Origin of the sequence: Marisediminitalea alba (assembly GCF_002993365.1) — a bacterium.
Lineage (GTDB): Bacteria > Pseudomonadota > Gammaproteobacteria > Enterobacterales > Alteromonadaceae > Alteromonas > Alteromonas alba.
In genome coordinates, this window is sequence record NZ_PVNP01000188.1 from 74,110 (window position 1) to 96,999 (window position 22,890).

23 protein-coding genes are annotated in these 22,890 nt (G+C 50.8%); 19 read left to right on the forward strand and 4 right to left on the reverse strand.

From position 1 onward, the window contains the following. Position 1: 1 nt before the first annotated feature. The 7 genes from C6Y40_RS17150 to C6Y40_RS17180 all read left to right on the forward strand — a co-directional run bounded on the left by C6Y40_RS17150 (position 2) and on the right by C6Y40_RS17180 (position 6,378). On the forward strand, positions 2-451 hold the full coding sequence (locus C6Y40_RS17150) for a SoxR reducing system RseC family protein (protein WP_170308522.1): 450 nt from the start codon (positions 2-4) through the stop codon (positions 449-451). Positions 452-630: 179 nt separating this feature from the next. Beyond that, entirely contained in the window at positions 631-2,427 is a 1,797-nt protein-coding gene (gene lepA / locus C6Y40_RS17155) for a translation elongation factor 4 (RefSeq protein WP_105935624.1), read from the forward strand. Then, on the forward strand, positions 2,427-3,329 hold the full coding sequence (gene lepB, locus C6Y40_RS17160) for a signal peptidase I (RefSeq protein ID WP_105935625.1): 903 nt from the start codon (positions 2,427-2,429) through the stop codon (positions 3,327-3,329). The genes lepA and lepB overlap by 1 nt, the downstream gene beginning before the upstream one ends. Beyond that, positions 3,329-4,012, forward strand: coding sequence for a ribonuclease III (gene rnc / locus C6Y40_RS17165; RefSeq protein WP_105935626.1), 684 nt, complete (start codon positions 3,329-3,331; stop codon positions 4,010-4,012). The genes lepB and rnc overlap by 1 nt, the downstream gene beginning before the upstream one ends. Next, positions 4,005-4,931, forward strand: coding sequence for a GTPase Era (gene era, locus C6Y40_RS17170; protein ID WP_105935627.1), 927 nt, complete (start codon positions 4,005-4,007; stop codon positions 4,929-4,931). Before rnc ends, era begins: the two co-directional genes overlap by 8 nt. A 17-nt stretch (positions 4,932-4,948) precedes the next feature. Further along, positions 4,949-5,587, forward strand: coding sequence for a pyridoxamine 5'-phosphate oxidase (gene pdxH, locus C6Y40_RS17175; RefSeq protein ID WP_105935628.1), 639 nt, complete (start codon positions 4,949-4,951; stop codon positions 5,585-5,587). A 14-nt stretch (positions 5,588-5,601) separates the two neighbouring features. Then, positions 5,602-6,378 (forward strand): TatD family hydrolase, encoded by a 777-nt coding sequence (locus C6Y40_RS17180; RefSeq protein ID WP_105935629.1) that lies wholly within the window; start codon positions 5,602-5,604, stop codon positions 6,376-6,378. Here the strand turns inward: C6Y40_RS17180 and C6Y40_RS17185 are convergent. Then, positions 6,339-6,749 carry a hypothetical protein gene (locus tag C6Y40_RS17185; protein WP_146129600.1) on the reverse strand — a complete coding sequence of 137 codons (411 nt, stop codon included), beginning with the start codon at positions 6,747-6,749 and terminating at the stop codon, positions 6,339-6,341. The genes C6Y40_RS17180 and C6Y40_RS17185 overlap by 40 nt on opposite strands. Before the next feature lie 117 nt (positions 6,750-6,866). On the opposite strand from C6Y40_RS17185, the gene serB reads away from it, so the two are divergent. Next, on the forward strand, positions 6,867-7,880 hold the full coding sequence (serB, locus tag C6Y40_RS17190) for a phosphoserine phosphatase SerB (RefSeq protein WP_240621998.1): 1,014 nt from the start codon (positions 6,867-6,869) through the stop codon (positions 7,878-7,880). A gap of 11 nt (positions 7,881-7,891) precedes the next feature. Here serB and C6Y40_RS17195 read toward each other — a convergent pair whose 3' ends face one another. Next, entirely contained in the window at positions 7,892-10,414 is a 2,523-nt protein-coding gene (locus C6Y40_RS17195) for a PilZ domain-containing protein (protein WP_105935632.1), read from the reverse strand. 178 nt (positions 10,415-10,592) lie between these two features. Between C6Y40_RS17195 and radA the strand changes: the two genes are divergently transcribed. Continuing rightward, positions 10,593-11,963, forward strand: a complete 1,371-nt coding sequence (radA, locus tag C6Y40_RS17200; protein WP_105935633.1) for a DNA repair protein RadA — start codon at positions 10,593-10,595, stop codon at positions 11,961-11,963. Here the strand turns inward: radA and C6Y40_RS17205 are convergent. Beyond that, complete coding sequence (locus tag C6Y40_RS17205; protein ID WP_170308523.1) at positions 11,960-12,373, reverse strand: PilZ domain-containing protein; 414 nt, start codon at positions 12,371-12,373, stop codon at positions 11,960-11,962. The two genes, radA and C6Y40_RS17205, sit on opposite strands and share 4 nt — an antisense overlap. 79 nt (positions 12,374-12,452) lie before the next feature. Further along, on the reverse strand, positions 12,453-14,120 hold the full coding sequence (ettA, locus tag C6Y40_RS17210; RefSeq protein ID WP_105935635.1) for an energy-dependent translational throttle protein EttA: 1,668 nt from the start codon (positions 14,118-14,120) through the stop codon (positions 12,453-12,455). 231 nt (positions 14,121-14,351) lie between these two features. Between ettA and lpxD the strand changes: the two genes are divergently transcribed. The 10 genes from lpxD to C6Y40_RS17260 all read left to right on the forward strand — a co-directional run bounded on the left by lpxD (position 14,352) and on the right by C6Y40_RS17260 (position 22,799). Beyond that, positions 14,352-15,377, forward strand: coding sequence for a UDP-3-O-(3-hydroxymyristoyl)glucosamine N-acyltransferase (gene lpxD / locus C6Y40_RS17215; RefSeq protein WP_105935636.1), 1,026 nt, complete (start codon positions 14,352-14,354; stop codon positions 15,375-15,377). A 221-nt stretch (positions 15,378-15,598) separates the two neighbouring features. Beyond that, positions 15,599-16,855 carry a serine hydroxymethyltransferase gene (gene glyA, locus C6Y40_RS17220; RefSeq protein ID WP_105935637.1) on the forward strand — a complete coding sequence of 419 codons (1,257 nt, stop codon included), beginning with the start codon at positions 15,599-15,601 and terminating at the stop codon, positions 16,853-16,855. A 58-nt stretch (positions 16,856-16,913) separates the two neighbouring features. Continuing rightward, positions 16,914-17,363, forward strand: coding sequence for a transcriptional regulator NrdR (gene nrdR, locus C6Y40_RS17225; protein ID WP_105935638.1), 450 nt, complete (start codon positions 16,914-16,916; stop codon positions 17,361-17,363). 5 nt (positions 17,364-17,368) lie between these two features. Continuing rightward, positions 17,369-18,502: a bifunctional diaminohydroxyphosphoribosylaminopyrimidine deaminase/5-amino-6-(5-phosphoribosylamino)uracil reductase RibD gene (gene ribD, locus C6Y40_RS17230; RefSeq protein WP_105935639.1), complete on the forward strand. Its 1,134-nt coding sequence runs from the start codon at positions 17,369-17,371 to the stop codon at positions 18,500-18,502. A gap of 18 nt (positions 18,503-18,520) precedes the next feature. Then, a complete protein-coding gene (locus C6Y40_RS17235) occupies positions 18,521-19,180 on the forward strand; it encodes a riboflavin synthase (protein WP_105935640.1) in 660 nt (219 codons plus the stop codon). 20 nt (positions 19,181-19,200) lie between these two features. After that, on the forward strand, positions 19,201-20,301 hold the full coding sequence (ribBA, locus tag C6Y40_RS17240; protein WP_105935641.1) for a bifunctional 3,4-dihydroxy-2-butanone-4-phosphate synthase/GTP cyclohydrolase II: 1,101 nt from the start codon (positions 19,201-19,203) through the stop codon (positions 20,299-20,301). A gap of 72 nt (positions 20,302-20,373) precedes the next feature. Then, a complete protein-coding gene (gene ribH, locus C6Y40_RS17245; protein WP_105935642.1) occupies positions 20,374-20,850 on the forward strand; it encodes a 6,7-dimethyl-8-ribityllumazine synthase in 477 nt (158 codons plus the stop codon). 10 nt (positions 20,851-20,860) lie between these two features. Continuing rightward, positions 20,861-21,283 carry a transcription antitermination factor NusB gene (nusB, locus tag C6Y40_RS17250; protein WP_105935643.1) on the forward strand — a complete coding sequence of 141 codons (423 nt, stop codon included), beginning with the start codon at positions 20,861-20,863 and terminating at the stop codon, positions 21,281-21,283. A gap of 65 nt (positions 21,284-21,348) precedes the next feature. Beyond that, complete coding sequence (thiL, locus tag C6Y40_RS17255; protein WP_105935644.1) at positions 21,349-22,314, forward strand: thiamine-phosphate kinase; 966 nt, start codon at positions 21,349-21,351, stop codon at positions 22,312-22,314. Next, on the forward strand, positions 22,314-22,799 hold the full coding sequence (locus C6Y40_RS17260; protein WP_105935645.1) for a phosphatidylglycerophosphatase A family protein: 486 nt from the start codon (positions 22,314-22,316) through the stop codon (positions 22,797-22,799). Before thiL ends, C6Y40_RS17260 begins: the two co-directional genes overlap by 1 nt. Positions 22,800-22,890 lie beyond the last annotated feature (91 nt).

Genomic DNA, 22,890 nt, shown 5'->3' on the forward strand with positions numbered 1-22,890 from the left:
CGTGATTACCGAGACGGCGACAGTAATTGGTGTTGAAGATGATTTGATTACCGTCAGCGCGTCGGTGAAGACCGGCTGCAGTCAGTGTCAGGTGAGTGACGACTGTGGCACCAGCGCCGTGGCCAAAGCGTTTACACCACGCCAGCAAACGCTGACTATGCGCAGTCCACTGCCGGTTAAGCCGGGCGACCTGGTGGTGATAGGCATCCCCGAACAAAAAGTCCTGCTGGCTTCCTGGCTGGTTTATATCGTGCCACTGGTTACCCTGATTGGTGGCGTGATTAGCCTGAACCAACTAACAAACTGGCACGAGCTGGCAGTATTCGCTGTCGCTACAGTGTTATCAGCCGGCAGTGTAAAATTGGTCGCACGGTATCTGGCCCGGGCCAGAAATGCTCGCTTCGAGCCGGTTATTGTCAGTCGGGTCAACGACAAAGCACAAGCGGTATAGCCGGGGCGGCTTGTTGTTTGCCGTCAGCGGCAACGATTTGTTGCTGTGATATTCGCTTTTAGCGCAATAAGTAGGTAAAATCCGCACCCTTGAAGGTGTCTGGCTGAACACGTCATTGTAATCGTTTATCACCCGCCAGACGTTTAATCGTAACAATTTGCAGGTAATTTCCAAGCATTATGCAGCATAAGCACATTCGCAACTTCTCTATTATTGCGCACATTGATCATGGTAAGTCGACATTATCAGACCGTTTGATCCAACATTGTGGTGGATTAACCGAACGTGAAATGGCAGCACAGGTTCTGGACTCCATGGATCTGGAAAGAGAGCGGGGAATTACCATTAAAGCGCAGAGCGTAACCCTCGATTATAAAGCGCGTGATGGTGAAACATACCAGCTTAACTTTATCGACACGCCTGGACATGTAGATTTCAGTTACGAAGTTTCCCGCTCCTTGGCCGCCTGTGAAGGGGCGTTGCTGGTGGTAGATGCCGGGCAGGGGGTTGAAGCCCAGACCGTAGCCAACTGCTACACCGCTATCGATATGGACATGGAAGTGGTACCTATTCTGAACAAAATCGACTTACCACAGGCTGAGCCTGAGCGGGTAGCCGAAGAAATTGAAGACATCATTGGTATCGACGCCGTGGATGCCGTGTGTTGCTCGGCAAAAACCGGTATCGGCATTGAGGATGTACTGGAAGTTATCGTTAAGCAGATCCCGCCGCCGGAAGGTGCTATTGATGCACCGCTGAAAGCGCTGATCGTTGACTCCTGGTTTGATAATTACCAGGGGGTTGTGTCACTGGTGCGCATTGTTGAAGGTGAGCTGCACGTTAAAGACAAGATCCAGATCATGTCAAACGGCCAGGTGCATCAGGCAGACAAAATTGGTGTATTTACCCCTAAGCCGCTAGAGCGTAAAGTGCTGCGAGCCGGTGAGGTAGGATTTATTATTGCCGGAATTAAAGAAATTCATGGTGCGCCGGTGGGCGATACCATTACCACCGCCAAGGCGCCTGCCGAGAAGATGTTACCGGGCTTTAAAAAGGTTAAACCGCAGGTTTACGCCGGTTTGTTCCCGGTGAGCTCAGACGACTACGAAGACTTTCGTGATGCGCTGGCTAAATTGAGCCTTAACGATGCCTCACTGTTTTACGAACCAGAAAGTTCTGCGGCCCTGGGTTTCGGTTTCCGCGTTGGTTTCCTTGGCATGCTGCATATGGAAATTATCCAGGAACGTCTTGAGCGTGAATACGACCTCGACCTCATCACCACGGCGCCAACCGTAAACTACGAAGTGCTGCAAACAGATGGCACTGTTATGCAGGTGGATAACCCGTCCAAGTTACCGGCGGTTAACGATATCGAAGAGATTCGTGAACCCATCGTAGAAGCTAATATCCTGGTACCACAGGAATACCTCGGCAGTGTAATCACACTGTGCGTTGAAAAGCGCGGTAATCAGGTCAACATGAGTTATCACGGCAAACAGGTTGCGGTAACCTACGAATTGCCAATGGCAGAGGTCGTGCTGGACTTCTTTGACCGCTTAAAGTCGACCAGCCGCGGGTTTGCCTCGCTGGATTACAACTTTAAGAAGTTTGTCTGCTCAGACATGGTTCGTCTGGATATTCTGATTAACGGTGAACGGGTCGATGCGCTGGCAGTAATTACCCACCGTGACAATGCGCAGTACCGGGGTCGTGACCTGGTGGAAAAACTGCGTGAGTTGATCCCGCGTCAGATGTTTGATATTGCTATCCAGGCCGCCATCGGTAACCATATTATTGCCCGAAGCACAGTGAAACAGTTACGTAAAAACGTTATTGCCAAATGTTATGGCGGTGACGTAAGCCGTAAGAAGAAACTGCTGCAGAAGCAAAAGGAAGGTAAGAAACGGATGAAGCAGGTGGGTAATGTGGAACTTCCACAGGACGCATTCCTTGCAGTACTTAAGGTATCTAAGTAATGGCGAATTATTTTTCTCTCTTGTTGGTAGTGCTGACCCTGGGGTCGGGATTAATTTGGTTGATAGACGCTCTTGCGTTTGCGCCGAAACGAAAGGCCCGCGGTGTGGCGCTCTCCGGGAACGGCGAGTCAGCGTTGCCGCCTGAGGAAAAATTGCCTTATATCGTGGATACGGCGCAGCAGATTTTCCCGGTCATCGCCTTTGTACTGGTGTTGCGGTCATTTCTTTATGAACCGTTTCAGATCCCATCAGGTTCCATGATGCCAACCCTGTTGGTAGGCGATTTCATTCTGGTGGAAAAATACGCCTATGGCTTAAAAGACCCGGTATTCCGTCACAAGTTTATTGAAACCGGCGCGCCTGAGCGGGGCGATGTAGTGGTATTTAAGTATCCGGAAGAGCCTTCAGTCGATTACATCAAGCGGGTAGTGGGCATGCCCGGCGATACAGTGATTTATCGCGATAAGCAGATATTCATTAAGCCTGCCTGCGAAAGCGGCCAGAATTGTGCCGAATTTAAGGCAATGCCTCAGGAATTTGTCAGCAGTGGCGACTTTGTTCAAAACCTCGCCCCGCTGAAACGTATCAGGGAAACGCTCGGTGACGTGGAACACGAAATTCTGCAACATCCTGTTTCAGAAGCGCATCCTTCCAATTTCTATACCCAGCCGGGTACCAAAATGAATGAGTGGATCGTGCCGGAGAATCAGTACTTCGTGCTAGGCGACAACCGCGATAACAGCCGCGACAGCCGTTACTGGGGCTTTGTGCCGGATGAAAACCTGGTCGGTAAAGCCGTCGCTATCTGGATCAGCTTTGAATTTGATCGTGCGCCTGACAGTTGGTTACCTTCATGGGTACCATCAGGCGTTCGCTTTAGCCGGGTAGGTGGCATTCAATAATGATCGGAATCGATCGCTATGCCAGATTATCACAGCGTCTGGGCTACCAGTTTAGTAATGTTGAGTTACTCCAGCAAGCGCTGACTCACCGCAGCGCCGCCAAGCAGCACAATGAACGCCTGGAGTTTCTGGGCGATGCCGTACTGGGTATGGTAGTGGCGCAGGCGCTGTTTAAGCGCTTTCCAACCGTGCCTGAGGGTAAATTAACCCGTATGCGTTCAACGCTGGTGAAAGGCGATACGCTGGCTGAACTTGGCCGTGAGGCCGACGTTGGCGAATTATTAAAGCTGGGGCCGGGCGAACTTAAAAGTGGCGGTCATCGACGCAGTTCGATTATTGCCGATGCCATGGAGGCCATCCTCGGAGCCATCTATCTTGAAGCAGGCCTGGACACTACAGCAGAAGTCATTTTACGCTTGTGGCAAAGCCGCATTGATAAGCTTGATCCTAACGAACATCCTAAAGACGCTAAAACCCGTCTGCAGGAGTTTTTACAGTCCCGTAAGCTGCCGTTACCGGTTTATGAAGTGGTAGATATCAGCGGCAAAGATCATGACCAGACCTTCGTAGTGCACTGCCAGATAGAATCGCTGGGCAAGCCTATGAAAGGTACGGGCACCAGTCGGCGGAAAGCCGAACAACAAGCCGCACGGAACGCGCTGGAGAAATTAGACAATGACTGACCAGCAGTTGCCAGATATCCCTGAACCCACTACCCGCTGTGGCCTGGTGGCCATTGTTGGCCGGCCTAACGTGGGCAAATCCACGCTGTTAAACCGGTTACTCGGGCAAAAAGTAAGCATTACTTCCCGAAAGCCACAAACCACGCGTCACCGGATTTTAGGTATCGATACCGAAGCGGATTGTCAGACCGTATATGTAGACACGCCGGGCTTACACAGCGAAGAAAAGCGCGCTATCAACCGATTAATGAATCGCGCGGCGACCAGTTCCCTGGGCGAGGTGAGTCTTATTCTGTTTGTGGTGGAAGGTACCCGCTGGACCAGCGATGATGAGCTGGTGCTGAGCCGGGTGCAGCAATCCGGACTGCCGGCTATTCTGGTAGTCAACAAGCAGGACAAAGTGGCCGATCCTGAGGCGCTGATTGCGCATTTACAGGTGTTGGCGCAAAAGCATCAGTTTGAGGAAATCATCCCGCTTAGTGCCAAACAGGGCAAACAGGTTGAAGTGCTGCGTGAGTTAGTTCGTCAGCGCCAGCCGGCCAGCGAGTTTTATTTCCCGGAAGACTATATTACCGATCGCTCAAGCCGCTTTATGGCTGCCGAAATCATTCGCGAGAAGCTGATGCGTTACACCGGTGACGAGTTGCCCTATTCAACCACGGTTGAGATTGAGCAGTTTAAGCTGGGCGAAAACGGCGTGTACCGAATTAACGGTCTGATCCTGGTTGAGCGTGAAACCCAAAAACGCATGGTGATCGGAAAAGGCGGTAAACACTTAAAAACTATAGGTGAACAGGCGCGACTGGATATGGAGCGGTTGTTCGACAATAAGGTTTTCCTTGAGCTGTGGGTGAAAGTGAAATCCGGTTGGGCCGACGATGAACGCGCACTGCGTTCGTTAGGCTATGGTGAAGATTAACTAAGCAGGTGGTGAGTATGAGTATCGCTGATATGCGTCGTCAGTACAGTCAGGGGCATTTAACTGATAATGATTTAACTGACCATCCGGTAGACCTGTTTAAACAGTGGCTGGGCGCGGCAATAGATGCGGGGATCCCGGACCCTACTGCGATGACGGTAGCTACCGTCGATGCTGAAGGTCAGCCCTCCCAGCGCATTGTGTTACTCAAAGACTACGACCACGAAGGGTTTGTGTTTTATACCAACCTGGGCAGTCGTAAAGCTAAAGATCTCAGTGATAATCCACGTATTTCGTTGCACTTCCCCTGGTTTTTTATGGAGCGTCAGGTGCGCATCTGTGGCACCGCACAAAAGCTTACCACGGCGCAAAATGCCAGATACTTTTTATCCCGGCCGAAAGATTCACAGCTGGCAGCCTGGGCGTCCCAGCAGAGCCAGCCAATCTCCAGCCGCGAGCTGCTGATGACACAGTTTCATCAGATGAAAGAAAAGTTTGCGAAGAAGGAAATCCCGCTGCCGGATTTCTGGGGCGGCTTTAAAGTGATGCCCCATCAAATCGAATTCTGGCAGGGCGGTGAAGACCGTCTGCACGACCGCTTCGAGTATACTAAGCAGGCTGATAACAGCTGGACAACCCAGCGCTTAATGCCTTAGTTTGACCGTTACCCATGATTGATTCGCACTGCCATCTGGATCTCCCTGAGTTTGAACCAGACTGGCAGGACGTACTCAATAGTGCCGTTAGCAAAGGCGTTGAGCGAATTTTAATTCCCGGCACAACGGTATCAGGCTGGCAGCGCCAGCAAAACATGGCGGCCGACAACGCCCAACTGGATGTGGCGTTTGGCCTGCATCCTTATTTTTTCCCAGATGAGCCTGAAAACGCGTTGGCGGCTCTACGCGAACAACTACAAACCACCACGATAAAGCCTGTAGCCATTGGTGAAATTGGCATCGACGGCGCCATAGACACGTCGCTAAAGGCCCAGCAGTCTTTATTTGAAGCTCAGCTCGAAATGGCCAGCGAACAGTCTCTGCCGGTTATTTTGCATCATCACCGCTCTCATCACTTATTACTAGAATCTATTAAACGCAGCCGCTTTACGCAGGGCGGTGTCATCCACGCGTTTTCCGGTAGTGAACAGGTTGCCAGGCAATATATTGATGTAGGATTTAAGTTAGGCATCGGTGGCACCATTACCTATTCGCGGGCTCAGAAAACCCGGCAAACCGTGGCAAATATTCCATTGCAGCATTTGTTGCTGGAGACGGATGCGCCGGATATGCCCATGTCCGGCCGACAGGGGGCGCGCAATGAGCCGCAGTTTATTGGTGAAGTGGTTGCTGCCCTGGCTGATTTGCATGGCATAACACCGGAGGCGGTTATAGAACAGACAACGGCCAATTACTTTGCCTTATTTGGCTCCCGCACCCAATGTAAATAACCAAGTACCTGATCATCCTCTTTTACCGGTACAAAGAAGCTGGTACGAAGTGGCTCTTCCCGTATCAGTTGTGGCAATAATGTAGTAACCCCCTGTTGTGCGATACGTTCGCCGGAGGCTGAGAATACCGCGGCACGAAGAATGTTGTCATCCTCGGCCATACTGGCCAGAACCCGGTTAATTTCCGCCTGATTTAACGCTGCCACTGCCGGGCGAATAAGTCTCTCGTAGTGACGCCCCAGAGGCTCCTCCGCTGGCAACGACTGATCCATCTGGCTGGTTACGGCAACCATCACTGCGATAAACAAACCGGTTATCAGTAAGGTCAGCAGAATAAGCCGGTGGGCGGTAGAGAACGTAATACGGCGCAATGCAAAGCCTTTTTTAAGATTAAAAATGTGCAACTTAGTCTAACTATGCATTTCCCAAACGCGGCGTATCCGTTAGGATCGGACTATTAGTTAACTCAAGTGATGAGAACTCGCCCTTTGGAATTAACAACGCTTAGTACAGAACAATTGACCAGCGCAGCCTTTCTTTCAGCTACGTTGGCAGAATATCAGAATCTTCGCTGGGATCAATCGTGCACCGGACTTACCGTAGAGGCCCATGCCCAATCTGCTCAGCAACTTATCGTTAGCGGCCAGTCATTAACGCTGGAACAGCTGGCTATGATAGTTCAACATCTGGCACCCGCGGTGAAGCTTGGAAGTTTCAGGCTGCACCCTCACAGTGCCCTGATCGGCGGCACTGCAATTAGCTTTGATGTTGAATCGGTCGATGTTACAACACAGACGCTGCATGATCTGCTCGATGGCGCCGCTAAGGCGTGTCACTGTGAAGTGGCATTGCGTGGTAACACGCCGCTGTTAACTCAGCCGGGCCTGTTGGTGATGGATATGGATTCTACTGTTATCCAAATTGAGTGTATTGATGAAATAGCCAAGCTCGCTGGCCTCGGCGAACAGGTTGCGGCGGTAACCGAAAAAGCCATGCGTGGTGAGCTTGATTTTGCTGAAAGCCTGCGTTCCCGGGTAGGTTGTCTGGATGGCGTGGAAGTGAGTCAGCTTAAGCAGATCCGCGACAGCATTCCGTTAATGCCCGGACTGCAACACTTACTTCATGTGCTGCAGCAGAATGGTTGGAAAATTGCCATTGCCTCCGGAGGCTTTACCTACTTCGCCGGGTATCTGGAGAATCGCTTAGGGCTTGATGCATCAAGAGCTAATGTGCTCGAAGCTGAAGACGGCAAACTCACTGGCCGGGTAGTAGGCGGTATAGTAGATGCCCAGGTTAAGGCTGAGACGGTCGAGGAGCTGGCCCGCCGCTGGGATATCCCGATGACCCAGACGGTTGCCATGGGGGATGGTGCTAACGATCTTAAAATGATGGGTGTGGCGGCATTAGGTGTGGCTTTTGAAGCCAAGCCGGTAGTCAATGCCCAGGCCGACGTGGCAATTCGTTACTCCGGTCTGGACGCGTTGTTAACCTATTTGCAATAGGGCTAAACGGCCTAGCTTTTCAGTAACGCCTTGATGCCGCCTGGCTCAATGGCGTGCTGACTGGGCGTTTTGTGATTTTCGGCAATGCGGTGCTCATCGAAACCAAACCGCAATAGTACCTGGTCTGTAATATCCACTGCGTGGACGCAGGCACTGATACTCCACAAGCGTTCTTCGAGCTCTTTGGCCCGGTGAATCGCGTAAACCCCAATGTAATTGATTTCCGACTGAAGCATTTCCAGATCGGGCTTACCTGTTACCGTTACCGTAATTGTCATAGCAATAAACTGGCCTGTGGTCAGGGCATTTTCTATAAACTGTTGGCGCGACTCATCGGAGCTGAAACGATACTCGTAGCGGGCGTCGATGGCATCGGCCGGCTCTTTCTCTGCTGGCCGGAAGGCGACGAACAGCTCACGGGTGACGGGGGAATGTTCGGTTTTTACCTGTTTTATGGATTGCTGTATGAAAGGGGCATTCAACGCGCGGTCGCGGAAGAATACCTCAAGGTTCATTTTACGTTGTTCGGCAAAATGACTAAACAAGGTTTTCAGGCGAGGATTGGCGGCATCGCCTAAAACCCCTACCTGAGGTAAATAGCGCCCGCCCACCTTAGATAACACAAAAGCCAGGGTCGAAGGGGTCTTGGCATTTATACAGCGTAAAGCATGGCCAATGCCCGGGATTTCTTCTTCATCAGGATAGGTTTTCAGTGACGATTTATTGCTCTTTATCAGTTCTGCAAAGAAGCGGCGTGCAGGCAGACCATCCTCGCCGGCAACCGAACGTAAATGCAGCACATTCTTATCACCACTGATATGAACCACCCGATAATGTAAGTCGCTGACATCAAACTTACTGGTCAGCTCCTGTAATTTGGGCAGGCTGACCAGCACCCGCATATTCAGGTCGCCGTGATATTCGCCGTCGATTTCTATGCGCAGGCCGTTAATTGAAATATCTTCACTGATGCCATTGATGGTTTGCCCTCTGGCCAGTACCTGCACTGCTGTACGTAACAGATACCGGGTTTCCATGCGCTGTTCCTGGAACTTATAGCGGAAAGCCTTAATTTCTCCGGGCGGGCGATTGCGGGCATGACCAAATAATTTCAACGCCTTCAACTGAGCGCGGTCAATTTTAATCTGACTGAACTGTAACTGCTCGCGATCAGAGGTAATATCGGTTATCTGTACTGCGTAGGCCAGATTTTGTAACCGAGCCATCAGGCGAGGAGCCGGCCTGGCATTCTGGCGTTTTACCTTGGTGCCTACATCATCGGGCAGTGACAGCGGCGCGTAAGCATCTTTGGGTGAAATTTTTACGATACCGACCTTAAATACCCGCCAGCTTACTTTTCTGGCACCAAAGCCAATAAATAACTCACTCAGAGCCGGGTGGCGGGCCAGTTCGTCACTGGAAGCGGAATAAAAATAGATTTTGCCGTTCTGAATATGGTTAAAGCTGTAAACATACAGCGCCGGGGCTGCATGTTTACTCTGAATCAACTGTTTTAGTCGGTCTGCGGTGAGCAGATAACCAAGTCGTAACTCATCTTCCTCGTCGTTCCAGTAGCTCAGAATATGGCGGTTTAAATCGTTGGCCATGGCAAACAGTGCTCGCGCCCGGCCTTCCTTTACTTCGATAAACACCGGCAGTGTAGGACAACTGGGCGAGAAGTACTGCTCGCAGGACTTGTTGATAATGGCGTCTATGGTGTTATCCATATTCACCTTGTAACGCCGTTTATTGCCATGAATAAACTTATCGATAAACTGGTCGAAATGGCTGTTAGGGGCGTCCTGCAGACGTTTCATCTGCAGAAACTGGAATTCTTTTTTGCGGGAAATACTGACTACCTGATATTTGATAGCCATTTTTTTATCCAGCGAGTACTCTGTTTCAAGGCCCCGGAAATACACACCGATTTTTTCACCGGGCTTAAAGAGTTGCTCTTTGGAGAGCTTTATTTTCATGCCCTTGGTGGATATGTCGACGCTGGTTGCCCGCAGGCTGTTGTTGGTTTCGGTAAACACTTCCAACGCCACGGCGAAGTTCATTCGCTCTTCGTTGCGCTTTGCATAGCTCAACAGGTTGATATTAGGCACATCAAATTGCGAGATGCTGTTGTTGGTTTTTTCCGGTATTTCGACGTCTTGTTCATTGCGGGCTTCAGCTTTTTCGCGAATGACACGAAAATTGTTTTCCGTGGCCAGCACCGCTTCATAAACACCAAAACAGTATAAGCCGAACATCCGCACCTGTTGTTCGAACACCTCAATGGCTACGTCATCCAGGTAATGCCTGATACCGTCGTATTGGTATAGCCGACACTCACCGTCTACCTGACCGCGCAAATCGATAGCTCGCATGCAGGGGCGCGCCAAGCGTTTTACTTCCATTTTTATCAAAAAACGCTTTTCTTTAGGAACATGGGAAGCAACCTGCTGAAGTACCTGATTGAACTCGGGTTCTTTCACCATGGGTTTGAGCTGTTCTATTATCTGCGCGTACTGCGATAAATCCTGATTCATGCGAGGTTTTGCTGTGTCCGTGACGGCTTTTTAGTATATTAACGACTTATCGGCAAAATAACTGACTACATTAACGTGCAGGTGATTCTGCTGTTTCTTAAGTGATGAGTTCTGTAAACAGAAGCACATCCTTGTTAACGAAATCATAATACTTATATTTGCAGAAACCAATTGATTTATGGCGAAACGAAAAACAGCTTTTGTATGCTCTGATTGCGGTGCCGAATTCCCGCGCTGGCAGGGCCAGTGCAGTGAGTGCAAAGCCTGGAATACTATCTCTGAATTTGTTGTCAGTCCGGCCAAATCCACGGCTAAGGGTAACTTTGCTGGTTATGCTGGCCAGACTCACAGTCAAATCCAGACACTGAATGAGATTAACGTAGAGGACTTACCCCGTTTTAGCTCCGGCCTTAAAGAACTCGACCGGGTGTTGGGCGGCGGTATTGTGCCGGGGTCGGCCATTTTAATCGGTGGCTCACCGGGAGCCGGTAAAAGTACGCTGTTGTTACAGGTTATGTGTCAGCAAGCTGCCACTAAGTCGGCGCTTTACGTGACTGGTGAAGAATCGCTGCAACAGGTAGCGATGCGCGCCAGACGCCTCGGCCTGCCCGATGACAAGCTGATGATGCTGGCTGAAACCAACGTTGAAATGATTTGCGACCTGGCGTTAAAGCAAAAACCACAGATTATGGTTATCGATTCTATTCAGGTTATGCATGTCTCTGATGTCCAGTCGGCCCCGGGCAGTGTATCGCAGGTGAGGGAAAGTGCCGCCTATCTGACTCGTTTTGCCAAGCAGCATCATATTGCCATGTTTATTGTTGGCCATGTTACCAAAGACGGCAGTCTGGCCGGGCCAAAGGTCCTTGAGCACTGTATTGATTGCTCGATGATGCTCGAAGGTGAGAGTGACGGGAGATTCAGAACGCTGCGCAGTCATAAAAACCGTTTTGGTGCGGTTAATGAACTGGGCGTATTTGGTATGACAGACAAAGGGGTGAAAGAAGTCGGTAACCCCTCAGCGATATTCCTTAGTCGCAGCGACAGTCAGGCCCCGGGCTCTGTGGTGATGGTCATATGGGAAGGCACCCGGCCGTTACTGGTTGAGATCCAGGCTCTGGTTGATTACTCGCAGCTCAATAACCCACGCCGCGTGACTGTGGGGCTTGAGCAAAACCGGTTAGCCATGTTGTTAGCGGTGATGCATCGCCACGGCAATGTGCAGATGAATGATCAGGATGTGTTTGTTAACGTGGTGGGCGGCGTGAAAGTGAGTGAAACGGCCGCCGACCTGGCCTTACTAGTAGCCATGATATCCAGTTTCCGTAACCGCGCTCTACCCCGGGAACTGATAGTCTTTGGAGAAGTAGGGCTGGCTGGCGAAATTCGCCCGGTACCGAATGGCAGTGAACGCTTGAGTGAGGCGGTTAAACATGGCTTTAAGCGAGCTATTGTGCCAAAGGCTAACGCGCCGAAAAATAAAATAGCGGGCTTAACTGTTATCCCGGTAACCAAACTGAGTGATGCGCTGGAGGCCCTCGACGCTTAGTCAGAAGGCATTGACGCGGTGATCTTGTCGACCAGTGTTTCAAGCTCAGTGGCGTCAACATCGTCCTGACCGCTGTTCAACAGCAACAAACGCCGCAATAGTCCTAGATCGTCTACTGAAATATGCATAATGCGGAGTCCCGCTTCGCTTGACTCTCTGTTGTCCGGCGCATGCTCCAGGCGGATTATTTCGCCGCTAAGGGATATGGGCGGACTGTCTTCATTCGCTTTAAAGTTTAGCCCGACCTTATCACTGGCAGGCAGATTCACTCCTGCTGGCAGTCGGGCTATCCGCAGCCCCAGCAACGATACATCCACCACTTCTACCTCAAAAGCATCACCTTGTGCGGTAACAAGCTGCCCTGACAAATGAATGCCAACCCGTTGAAAATGGCGTTTTTCTTGTTGCATGGGAGAACTGATTCCTCTACTGACACACTGGCTATACACCCTTGTTTTAGTGTAGTGCATAGCCGGAGGTTTGACTGATTTACTTACTGATTCGCTTGTATTTCAGTCGGTGTGGTTCAACCACGTCCTGACCAAAGTTGGCTTTTAACCAGCTTTCATAGTCGTTGTAGTTACCTTCATAGAAGTTAATTTTGCCTTCGTCCCGGTAATCAAGTATGTGGGTAGCAACACGGTCGAGGAACCAACGGTCGTGCGAGATAACCATGGCGCAGCCCGGGAACTCAAGCAGAGCGTTTTCCAGTGCGCGAAGGGTTTCTACATCTAAATCGTTGGTGGGCTCATCGAGCAGCAATACGTTGCCGCCCGCTTTTAAGAGCTTGGCCAGATGCACCCGGTTGCGTTCACCACCAGACAAATCCTTGATGAATTTTTGCTGGTCGGTGCCTTTGAAGTTAAAGCGGCTGCAATAGGCGCGGCTGTTCAGCTCAAAATTGCCAATGCGCACGATGTCCTGGCCGTCAGACAACTCCTGCCACACAGTGTTGTTGCCATCCATGTGGTCACGGAACTGCTCAACACTGGCGATTTTTACCGTATCACCAATGGTGATTGAACCCGAGTCGGGTTGTTCTTTATCGGTAAGCATTCTGAACAGGGTTGATTTACCAGCACCGTTAGGGCCGATAATGCCAACGATAGCCCCCTTAGGTACGGTAAACGTCATGTCGTCGATAAGGACGCGATCACCGTATGATTTTTTCAGGTGCTCGACTTCGATAACCTTATCACCCAAACGCTCACCCGGCGGGATGAACAGCTCATTGGTTTCGTTACGTTTCTGGTAATCACCGCTTGAAAGTTCTTCAAACCGTGACATACGTGCCTTGCTTTTAGCCTGACGACCTTTGGGGTTAGTACGTACCCACTCAAGTTCCTGTTTAATAGACTTCTGACGGGCGTTCTCAGTGCGCTCTTCCTGCTCAAGGCGGGCCTCTTTTTGCTCCAGCCAGGTGGAGTAGTTACCTTCCCACGGAATACCGTGGCCACGGTCGAGTTCCAAAATCCAGCCTGCTACGTTATCGAGGAAATACCGGTCGTGGGTAATCGCCACTACGGTGCCTTCATAGTCGTGGAGGAAGCGTTCTAACCAGGCCACAGATTCGGCATCCAGGTGGTTAGTCGGTTCGTCGAGCAGCAGCATGTCGGGCTTTTCCAGCAGCAGGCGGCACAGTGCTACACGGCGGCGTTCTCCACCAGACAGCTTGCTGACGTCGGCATCCCATGGCGGCAAACGCAGTGCATCGGCGGCGCGTTCCAGCGCGTTCTCAAGGTTGTGACCGTCTTTGGTCTGGATAATGGCTTCCAGCTCGCCCTGTTCTTTCGCGAGGGCATCAAAGTCGGCATCCGGATCGGCGTAAGCGGCATACACTTCGTCGAGGCGTTTCAGAGCATGGGCAACATCTGCCACGGCTTCTTCAATATTGCCGCGCACATCTTTAGTTTCGTCCAGTTGGGGTTCCTGGGGCAGGTAGCCAATATTAATGCCGGGCTGGGCACGGGCTTCACCTTCAATCTCGGTGTCAACACCGGCCATAATGCGCAGCAGTGTGGATTTACCGGCGCCGTTTAAGCCCAGTACGCCAATTTTTGCGCCGGGGAAAAAACTCAGTGAAATGTCTTTTAGAATCTGACGATTGGGTGGCACAATCTTGCCCACCCGGTGCATGGTATATACGTATTGTGACATGCTTGGTCCTGGCTTTTTAGAAAGTCGCTATTGTAATCAAAGACGCAGCCACTTGGTAGGCGTCTGCGGCTTATAGGTTAGTACAAAGTGGTATTTTTTAAATCACGTGTGAGCCAACCGGTGTTTTTTTTTGTAAACTACCTCAATCGGAAACAGGTTTAATGTCCGGCAGGCTTGATTGCCGCTATTCATCCGCTGTCGGGTATGCCTAGAATTAATGAAGGATTTTTCATGCCAGCACAACCTCAATCGCTGTCTTTGGCTCAACTTGCTGAGCAGGTTGGTGGCGATGTCCACGGCGACGGCTCAGTCATGCTTTGTGGCGTCAGCACCCTGAGCAGTGCAACATCTTCCCAAATTTCATTTTTAACCAACGGTAAGTATCGTTCTCAACTGCAGTCGACTGAAGCAGGGGCCGTTATTTTGCATCCCAACGAAGCGGAAAACTGTCCGCTGCCCGGCTTATTGCATAACAACCCTCATGCCGCCTTCGCCCGCATAGCACAAATATTTGATACTACACCGGGTGTGGCGGTAGGCCAGCACAAAACAGCCGTAGTGGCCGACTCAGCCAGGCTGGGCGACAACGTAGCCCTCGGACCTTATTGCGTTATCGAAGATGAAGTAGTGTTGGGCGACAATGTGGTGATTGGCGCACACACGGTGATCAGCCGTGGCTCGCATATTGGCAACGGTTCGGTAATTCATCCTAATGTTACGGTGTACCATGGCGCTCGTATCGGTCAGCGGGTACGTATTCACAGTCAGACAGTGATTGGTGCAGACGGCTTTGGCTATGCCAACGATGCAGGGACCTGGTTACCGATTCCGCAAACCGGCTCGGTCGTGATTGGCGATGACAGCCAGATTGGCGCCTCAAGTACCATCGACCGCGGTGCCCTTGACGATACCATTATCGGCAAGAACGTGATTATTGATAATCAGGTACAAATCGGCCATAACTGTATTATTGGCGATCACAGCTGTATTTGTGGTGCGACCGGCATCGCCGGCAGCGCGACCATTGGCAAATATGTCATTATTGCCGGTGGTTGCGGCATAGGTGGTCACTTGACTATCTGCGATAAGGTGCAAATCACCGGTTACACCATGGTCATCAGCGACATTAAAGAGCCTGGCGTTTATTCATCCGGTCAACCAGCGATGACCAATCGCGAATGGCGCAAAAATGCGGTGCGTAACCGCCAGTTAGAGCAACTTTTTGACCGTGTAAAACAGCTGGAAAAGAACGGCTGACGTTTGCTATCCAATGGCCTGTCATACTTTCTTTGCATGACGGGCCAGCGCGTCTGAGCAGGCCGCACCCGCTTAGTGTAACCCGCCGTTGACAGCCACTTTGTGCTATTACTGTTCGGATTTGTCATAAATCAGCCACAAAGCAGTATACATAGCACGTAAAATGACTAGAATATGCGTCTCTGATTTTACGCGACCCCAAAACGCAGTAAGGAGCCTTCATGTTACCGCGCCAAATGAACATTGCCGATTTTGATCCGGAATTAGCCGCAGCGATTGATAAAGAGAATCAACGCCAGGAACACCACATCGAGCTAATTGCCTCTGAAAACTATTGCAGCCCTCGAGTAATGGAGGCCCAGGGGTCGCAGTTAACCAATAAATACGCTGAGGGTTATCCTGGTAAGCGTTACTACGGTGGTTGTGAGCACGTAGACATTGTTGAAGACCTAGCCATTGAGCGTGCCAAGCAACTGTTTGGTGCTGAATACGCCAACGTTCAGCCGCACTCTGGTTCGCAGGCAAACTCTGCCGTCTTTATGGCGTTGCTTAACGCTGGTGATACCGTACTGGGTATGAGCCTGTCTGAAGGCGGCCACTTAACCCACGGCGCCAGCGTAAACTTCTCTGGTAAAACCTACAATGCAGTGCAGTACGGTTTAAACGAAGAAACCGGCGAAATTGACTATGAACAGGTTGAGGCGCTGGCTGAAGAGCACAAGCCAAAAATGATCATTGGTGGCTTTTCTGCTTACTCTGGCATTGTTGACTGGCAACGTTTCCGTGCCATTGCCGATAAAGTAGGTGCCTTCCTATTGGTCGATATGGCTCACGTAGCTGGTTTGGTTGCAGCAGGGGTATATCCTAACCCGCTGCCACATGCTCACGTAGTGACTACCACAACGCATAAAACCTTAGCAGGTCCACGCGGTGGTCTGATCCTGTCTGCCTGTGGTGATGAAACCATTTATAAAAAGCTTAACAGCTCAGTCTTCCCGGGTAACCAGGGCGGCCCTCTGTGCCACGTTATTGCTGCGAAAGCCGTTGCTTTCAAAGAAGCTCTTCAGCCAGACTTTAAAGCTTATCAACAGCAAGTCGTTACCAATGCCAAAGCCATGGTAAGCGTGATGCAGGAGCGCGGTTATAAAATCGTTTCTAACGGTACCGACAACCACCTGTTCCTGTTAGATCTGATTGATAAAGATATTACTGGTAAAGATGCCGATGCAGCCCTTGGTCGTGCTAACATTACCGTCAACAAGAACTCTGTACCGAATGACCCACGTTCACCGTTTGTGACCAGTGGTCTGCGTATCGGTACACCAGCGATTACCCGCCGTGGTTTTGGTGAAATCGAAGCCAAACAGGTAGCCAGCTGGATTTGTGACGTGCTGGATAATATGGGCGACGAGAGCGTGGTTGAACGCGTTCAGCAAGAAGTGGTTGAGCTGTGCTCACGCTTCCCGGTATACGCCTAATCCAGGGAATAACGGCTCAGTAGTTACTGGCTGAGCCGGTTACTAAGCAGGAGCGTTTATGCATTGTCCCTTTTGTTCTGCCGAAGAAACCAAGGTTATTGATTCCAGGTTAGTCGCTGAAGGACATCAGGTGCGCCGGCGCCGGGAATGCGCTGAATGCCATGAACGCTTTACCACCTTTGAGAGCGCCGAGCTGGTAATGCCGCGAGTCATCAAACGCGACGGTACCCGGGAGCCTTTCAACGAAGACAAACTGCGTGCAGGTTTACAACGGGCACTGGAAAAGCGCCCGGTAAGCACTGAAAAAATCGAGCAGTGTGTATTGCAACTCAAATCAACATTGCGGGCAACCGGCGAGCGGGAAGTCGAAAGCGAATTATTGGGCAATCTTATTATGGATGCCTTAAAGGAGCTGGATAAAGTGGCTTACGTTCGTTTTGCCTCGGTGTATCGTTCTTTTGAAGATATTAAAGAGTTTGGTGAAGAGATAGCCAGACTGGGGGATTAAATCCCATGCAACGCCTCAATCCAAGCCCTGCCCTTGACGAATACTGGATGGCAAAAGCCATTCAACTGGCGGCAAAAGGGCGCTATACCACCTCTCCCAATCCTCGTGTTGGCTGCGTTATCATTAAAGATGAAATCTGCATTGGCCAGGGTTATCACATTCAGGCTGGCACGCCGCATGCTGAGGTGCATGCGTTGGTTACCGCAGGTGAAAATGCCCGTGACGCAACTGCCTATGTCACTCTCGAACCCTGTAGCCATACTGGCCGAACGCCGCCGTGCGCTGATGCGCTGATTAAAGCCGGGGTCGCAAGGGTGGTAGTGGGGATGACCGATCCTAACCCACAGGTAAGTGGCAGTGGCATTGAACGAATCAAAGCAGCCGGCATTGCAGTGACCCAGGGTATTTGTTCCGAGCAGGCCAGGGCACTCAACCCGGGATTTATTAAGCGGATGCAACAGAGTTTGCCTTGGGTAAGAGTTAAATTAGGTGTCAGCCTGGACGGTAAAATAGCGCTGGCTAATGGTGCGAGCAAGTGGATCACCGGGCCGGCGGCGCGCCGTGATGTACAGCGACTGCGGGCACAAAGCTGCGCGATCATTACCGGCAGTGGTACGGTGATTGCCGATAACCCGAGTATGCTGGTGCGCCCTGAGCAGGCCGAACTCGACAATTATCCGCTTTCCACAGTACGTCAACCGTTGCGGGTGGTGATTGATTCGCAGGAAAGACTCACGCCAAACTGGCTGATGTTTAACGATGGCCACCCGGTATTGCTGGTGAACCAGCATTTTCGAGCGGGGTTTAGTCAGGACGTTGAGCAGTGTCAGTTACCGTTATCCGCAGCAGGAAAAATCGATTTACATCTGCTGCTCGCTGAACTGGCTGAGCGCGGTATTAATGAAGTTTTAGTGGAGTCTGGTGCCGGCCTGGCCGGGGCCTTTATGGCCAATGGGCTGGTGGATGAGTTGATTGTTTACCAGGCGCCGAAACTGCTTGGCGACAAAGGTGTATCGATGCTTACCCTGCCGGACTATGCCCAGGTAAGTGAGACGCCGGACTTGAAATTAACCGACATCAGACATATAGCAGAAGACATCCGGTTGACCTACCAATTAGCCGTCGACAAATCATCATAAAGAACACGAGAAGACATTATGTTCACTGGAATTATTGAAGCGCTCGGAACCATCGAATCCATGGTCGACCAGGGCGAGTCCATTCGTCTTAAAGTTGGCGTGGGTAAGCTGGATATGTCCGACGTGGCACTGGGAGACAGCATTGCTACCAATGGCGTTTGTCTCACCGTTGTCGATTTCAGCTCGCATCATTATAGTGCGGACGTTTCTGCCGAGACTATCCGCCTGACCGGTTTTGCCCAGTATAAACCGGGCACCAAGGTAAATCTGGAGAAAGCGATGCAGGTAAGCTCGCGCTTCGGCGGGCATATTGTCTCCGGCCACGTTGATGGTGTGGGCGAAGTGTCCCGCATTATTCAACACAGCGATTACGTAGAAATTTGGATCGACGCGCCGGATGATCTGGCTAAATATATTGCCCACAAGGGCAGCATCACGGTTGATGGCGTTAGTCTCACCGTAAACAAAGTGAACGGCAGCGAGTTTATGCTATGGATCATTCCCCATACGCTGCAGGAAACGGTGCTGGGCACTTATAAAACCGGTACCAGAGTGAATTTAGAAGTGGACGTTATCGCCCGCTATCTGGAGCGACTGATGCTAGGCGACAAAGCCGCCAGCAAAAAAAATGATATCAGTCTGGAATTTCTCGCCGAACACGGCTATCTAAAAAAATAACCCTACAAGACTTAATATTTATGGCACTAAATAGCACCGCTGAAATAATCGAAGACATCAAGCAAGGCAAGATGGTTATCCTGATGGATGACGAAGATCGCGAAAACGAAGGCGATATCATCATGGCTGCTGAGCATGTTACTCCCGAAGCCATTAACTTCATGGTAAAACACGCCCGTGGTCTGGTGTGTTTGCCCATGACGGCAGAGCGCTGTCAGCGTTTAAATCTGCCGTTGATGGTCGACCTGAATAAAGCCCAGTTTTCGACTAACTTTACGGTTTCTATTGAAGCCGCAGAGGGGGTTACCACCGGCATTTCTGCTGCCGACCGGGCTACAACCATTCTGGCTGCTGTAGCGAAGGACGCTCAGGCCAAAGACATTGTCCAACCGGGGCATATCTTTCCGCTCATTGCTAAAGAAGGCGGTGTCCTTAACCGCGCAGGTCACACCGAAGCCGGTGTGGATCTGGCACGACTAGCCGGTTGCGAGCCCGCGGCGGTGATTGTTGAAGTATTAAATGATGACGGCAGCATGGCCCGCCGACCCCAGCTTGAAGCGTTCGCCGCCGAACATGATATTAAAATCGGTACGATTGCCGATTTAATTGAATACCGTAATCTTAACGAAACCACGATTAAGAAGGTATCCAGTTGTCAGCTACCTACTCAATACGGCGAGTTTGAGCTACATACCTTTAAGGATGTTATCGACAACCAACTGCATTTTGCTCTCAAGAAAGGTGATATTCAGGCTGAAGCGCCCACGCTGGTAAGGGTTCACTTGCATAACACCCTTAGCGACCTGCTGGGCTCTACCCGTGGGATTTCCCGCTCGATGACTTTACCTGATGCCATGGAGCAAATTGCCGAGGAAGGTGGTGTGCTGGTTTTGCTGGGTAAAGAGGAAGACCTGGAGTCTCAATTACAACGCTTTGCAGCAGAAGATCGCGGCGAGCAACCGGTAGGCAAAAACTGGCAGGGGTCATCGCGTACAGTAGGTGTGGGAAGTCAGATTCTGGCCGCCATGGGCGTGCAAAAAATGCGTTTATTAAGTAAACCCATTAAATATCACGCGCTTTCCGGATTTGGCCTCGAAGTTGTTGAGTATATTCACGACTAACGATTGGGTTTTGGCGCTGTTGTGGTATACTTCGCGCCGTTTTTGACACGGGATTCATACGGGATTTGGGCTATGCAGGTTATCGAAGGTAATATTCGCGCAACAGGTAAGAAATTTGCCATTGTTGTTTCACGTTTTAACAGCTTTGTAGTAGAAAGTTTGTTAGAAGGCGCACTGGACACGCTGGAGCGTCATGGTGAAGTCAGTGATGGAGATGTCACGCTGGTTCGTGTACCTGGCGCTTACGAGCTGCCGGTAGCAGCGAAAAAATTAGCTGAATCTAAAAAGTTCGACGCCATTATTGCCTTAGGCGCCGTGATCCGTGGCGGTACACCGCACTTTGATTTTGTTGCGGGTGAGTGCAATAAGGGCCTGGCCCAGGTGTCACTGGAATACGGTTTACCCGTGTCTTTTGGTGTGATCACCACAGACTCAATCGAACAAGCCATTGAGCGTTCAGGTACCAAAGCCGGTAACAAAGGCTCTGAAGCTGCCCTGGGTGCGCTTGAAATGGTGAATGTGATGTCTGCCCTAGACGATCTGGCATAAGGAAACTAACGTGAAAGTTTCTCCTCGCCGTCGGGCCCGTGAAATAGCGCTGCAAGGCGTTTACTCCTGGCAAATGACCCAAAACCAGATCGACCAGATTGAACTCGCTCTGGCGACCAGCAATGACATGAAAAAAGTGGATATGAACTATTTTCAGTCTTTGCTGCGTGGGGTAGTGCGCAGTGCGTCTCAGTTAGACAGCACTATTAAGCCTTATCTGGGCCGTTTGCCCGAAGAACTGGATCCTATCGAAAAAGCGATTTTACGGTTAGCCACTTATGAACTAACCGAACAAATCGATGTCCCATACAAAGTAATTATCAACGAGGCCATAGAACTGGCCAAATCTTTTGGCGCCGAAGACAGCCACAAGTTTGTGAATGGTGCGCTGGACAAAGCGGTGAAAACCCTGCGTCCTCATGAGCGCGGCTAAGCCAGCTACCGTTGAAATCAGGGCAGGATGCCCTTCTTTTAAATTTCTCAACTTTCCGGATTACTGTGAAAGAGTTTGATCTGATAAAACAGTACTTTGCTCAACGTGGTCACGTTAGAAAAGACGTGATCCTCGGGATTGGCGATGATTGTGCTGTGACCAAAGTACCCGATAACCAACATCTCGCTATAACCACTGACACGCTGATCAGCGGCGTTCATTTTCTCTCCGATGCACCCGCGCGCTCCGTCGCTTATAAGGCAGTAGCGGTTAATCTGAGTGACCTGGCGTCCTCCGGAGCAGAGCCTGCGTGGATTAGTTTGTCGCTGTCGTTGCCGTCATATGATGAAAATTGGATAAATGAATTCGTTAATGGTCTGTACGAGCTAACCGAGTATTATTCGGTGCAACTGATTGGTGGCGATACGGTTACCGGACCACTGGCATTAACCATTACTGCCCAGGGCTTTGTGCCACCAGACACCGAGTTACGTCGCAGCAATGCCAAGCCCGGCGACTGGATTTATGTTACCGGCAATCTCGGCGATGCTGGCGCTGGTCTGGATATCCTTAAAGGCGAAATCGAAGCCGTTGGCGAGCACCGTGATTACCTGATTAATCGTCATTATTATCCCACTCCCAGAGTAATGGCAGGCACCTCCCTGCGCCGTACAGCAAATGCCTGTATCGACGTGTCTGACGGTCTGGTATCTGATTTAGGCCATATTCTCAAGATGTCTGGCTGTGGTGCCACTGTACATGTTGACCGATTGCCCGTGTCATCGGCTTTGTTTGAAACCGTGGGGGCCCAGCAGGCCTACCGATACGCGCTGGCGGCTGGCGATGATTACGAACTGGTCTTTACTGTGAACGAAGAGCAGCGTGGTAATCTGGAAACCTCACTGACTAACGCTAATGTGAAAGCAACCTGTATTGGCCAGGTCAATGGTTATGCTGGTCAGCTGGACCTGAAATTGTACGATGAAAAATACGTGCTCAATGAAAGCACTGGCTACGAGCACGAGTTTTAATGGATAAAGCGCTACGTAAGCGGGTCTCAATGAAAAATCCGGTGCACTTTCTGGCCCTGGGGTTTGGCAGTGGTTTAATCCCCCTGATGCCAGGTACTTTTGGCTCGCTGGCGGCATTGCCATTGCTCATCCCGTTTATCTGGCTTTCCCCCTTCGCACTGATGATTGCCGCGGTGCTTGCCAGTGTTGTCGGCATTTATTTGTGCGGTAAAACCGCAGATGACATGCAGGTGCACGACCACGGCTCCATTGTCTGGGACGAGGTGGCCGGCATCTTACTCACCTTCTTATGGGTGCCACTATCGCCACTTACTGTGTTGTTAGGCTTTGTGTTGTTCCGCTTCTTCGATATTTTAAAACCCTGGCCAATCAAACCCATTGATAAGTACCTGGCCGGTGGGTTGGGTATTATGCTGGATGACGTTGTGGCGGGCATCATGGCTTGTGCCAGCCTGCATGCGATTTTACTGCTCACCGGCCTTTAGTTTGCTACAGCGTACTGTCAGTCAAAGAGCTATAAGCGATTAATTCATTATTAGGCGCGGTAAATGCGGCAACGTTTGCACGCTGCCAGTC

Excerpts from the sequence above, each read along its gene's own strand:
- lepA (WP_105935624.1), top strand. The coding sequence starts at position 631 with ATGCAGCATAAGCACATTCGCAACTTCTCTATTATTGCGCACATTGAT.
- lepB (WP_105935625.1), top strand. The coding sequence starts at position 2,427 with ATGGCGAATTATTTTTCTCTCTTGTTGGTAGTGCTGACCCTGGGGTCG.
- rnc (WP_105935626.1), top strand. The coding sequence starts at position 3,329 with ATGATCGGAATCGATCGCTATGCCAGATTATCACAGCGTCTGGGCTAC.
- era (WP_105935627.1), top strand. The coding sequence starts at position 4,005 with ATGACTGACCAGCAGTTGCCAGATATCCCTGAACCCACTACCCGCTGT.
- pdxH (WP_105935628.1), top strand. The coding sequence starts at position 4,949 with ATGAGTATCGCTGATATGCGTCGTCAGTACAGTCAGGGGCATTTAACT.
- C6Y40_RS17180 (WP_105935629.1), top strand. The coding sequence starts at position 5,602 with ATGATTGATTCGCACTGCCATCTGGATCTCCCTGAGTTTGAACCAGAC.
- C6Y40_RS17195 (WP_105935632.1), bottom strand. The coding sequence starts at position 10,414 with ATGAATCAGGATTTATCGCAGTACGCGCAGATAATAGAACAGCTCAAA.
- radA (WP_105935633.1), top strand. The coding sequence starts at position 10,593 with ATGGCGAAACGAAAAACAGCTTTTGTATGCTCTGATTGCGGTGCCGAA.
- C6Y40_RS17205 (WP_170308523.1), bottom strand. The coding sequence starts at position 12,373 with ATGCAACAAGAAAAACGCCATTTTCAACGGGTTGGCATTCATTTGTCA.
- ettA (WP_105935635.1), bottom strand. The coding sequence starts at position 14,120 with ATGTCACAATACGTATATACCATGCACCGGGTGGGCAAGATTGTGCCA.
- lpxD (WP_105935636.1), top strand. The coding sequence starts at position 14,352 with ATGCCAGCACAACCTCAATCGCTGTCTTTGGCTCAACTTGCTGAGCAG.
- glyA (WP_105935637.1), top strand. The coding sequence starts at position 15,599 with ATGTTACCGCGCCAAATGAACATTGCCGATTTTGATCCGGAATTAGCC.
- nrdR (WP_105935638.1), top strand. The coding sequence starts at position 16,914 with ATGCATTGTCCCTTTTGTTCTGCCGAAGAAACCAAGGTTATTGATTCC.
- ribD (WP_105935639.1), top strand. The coding sequence starts at position 17,369 with ATGCAACGCCTCAATCCAAGCCCTGCCCTTGACGAATACTGGATGGCA.
- C6Y40_RS17235 (WP_105935640.1), top strand. The coding sequence starts at position 18,521 with ATGTTCACTGGAATTATTGAAGCGCTCGGAACCATCGAATCCATGGTC.
- ribBA (WP_105935641.1), top strand. The coding sequence starts at position 19,201 with ATGGCACTAAATAGCACCGCTGAAATAATCGAAGACATCAAGCAAGGC.
- ribH (WP_105935642.1), top strand. The coding sequence starts at position 20,374 with ATGCAGGTTATCGAAGGTAATATTCGCGCAACAGGTAAGAAATTTGCC.
- C6Y40_RS17260 (WP_105935645.1), top strand. The coding sequence starts at position 22,314 with ATGGATAAAGCGCTACGTAAGCGGGTCTCAATGAAAAATCCGGTGCAC.